This window comes from Bacillus sp. SIMBA_005 (genome assembly GCF_046535585.1).
Taxonomy (GTDB): domain Bacteria; phylum Bacillota; class Bacilli; order Bacillales; family Bacillaceae; genus Bacillus; species Bacillus pumilus.
This window is the reverse complement of sequence record NZ_JAWRWI010000051.1, coordinates 1-452: the sequence shown is the minus strand read 5'-3', so window position 1 is coordinate 452 and position 452 is coordinate 1. Positions and strand designations below refer to the sequence as shown.

Below are 452 nucleotides of genomic sequence, written 5' to 3'. Positions count from 1 at the left end.
ATGTGAAGAAGTTTTACGAAGCCACCCTCCAAAGCCTGGCCGATCGGCAAAAGGAGGACCAGAGCCTGCTTCATACACTGTCTGTTTACCTGGAGACCCACTGCCAGATTTCAGAAACGGCTAAGCGCCTGTACGTCCATCGAAATACGGTGATCTATCGTTTAGAAAAATGCGAGGAACTGCTCGGCAAAAGCATAAAAGATCCGGAGACGACGATGCGCCTGCGGCTCGCGCTGAGAATGCAGCGGCTGATCGGTTAAAATTTAGCCATAGACCAGGATGCGGGTGTTCTCCCGCATCTTATTTAAGGGAGAACATTCAGCTAAATCCTCAAAAAATGCTGCCATTGATATCATCAGGCTTTTTCGATATTCGGGATGCAACCGATAATCTCACCCTTTTTGATTTCATCCTAAACTGCCTCGGAACCTTTGTCACAAGTATCCATGACC

General features: G+C 47.8%; 1 protein-coding gene. It reads left to right on the top strand.

Going from position 1 to position 452, the window contains the following annotated elements; all coding sequences use genetic code 11:
• Positions 1-260, top strand: a 260-nt coding sequence (locus tag SB660_RS19030) for a helix-turn-helix domain-containing protein (RefSeq protein ID WP_410583775.1), incomplete at its 5' end; no start/stop codon positions are given.
• Between the last annotated feature and the right edge of the window lie 192 nt (positions 261-452).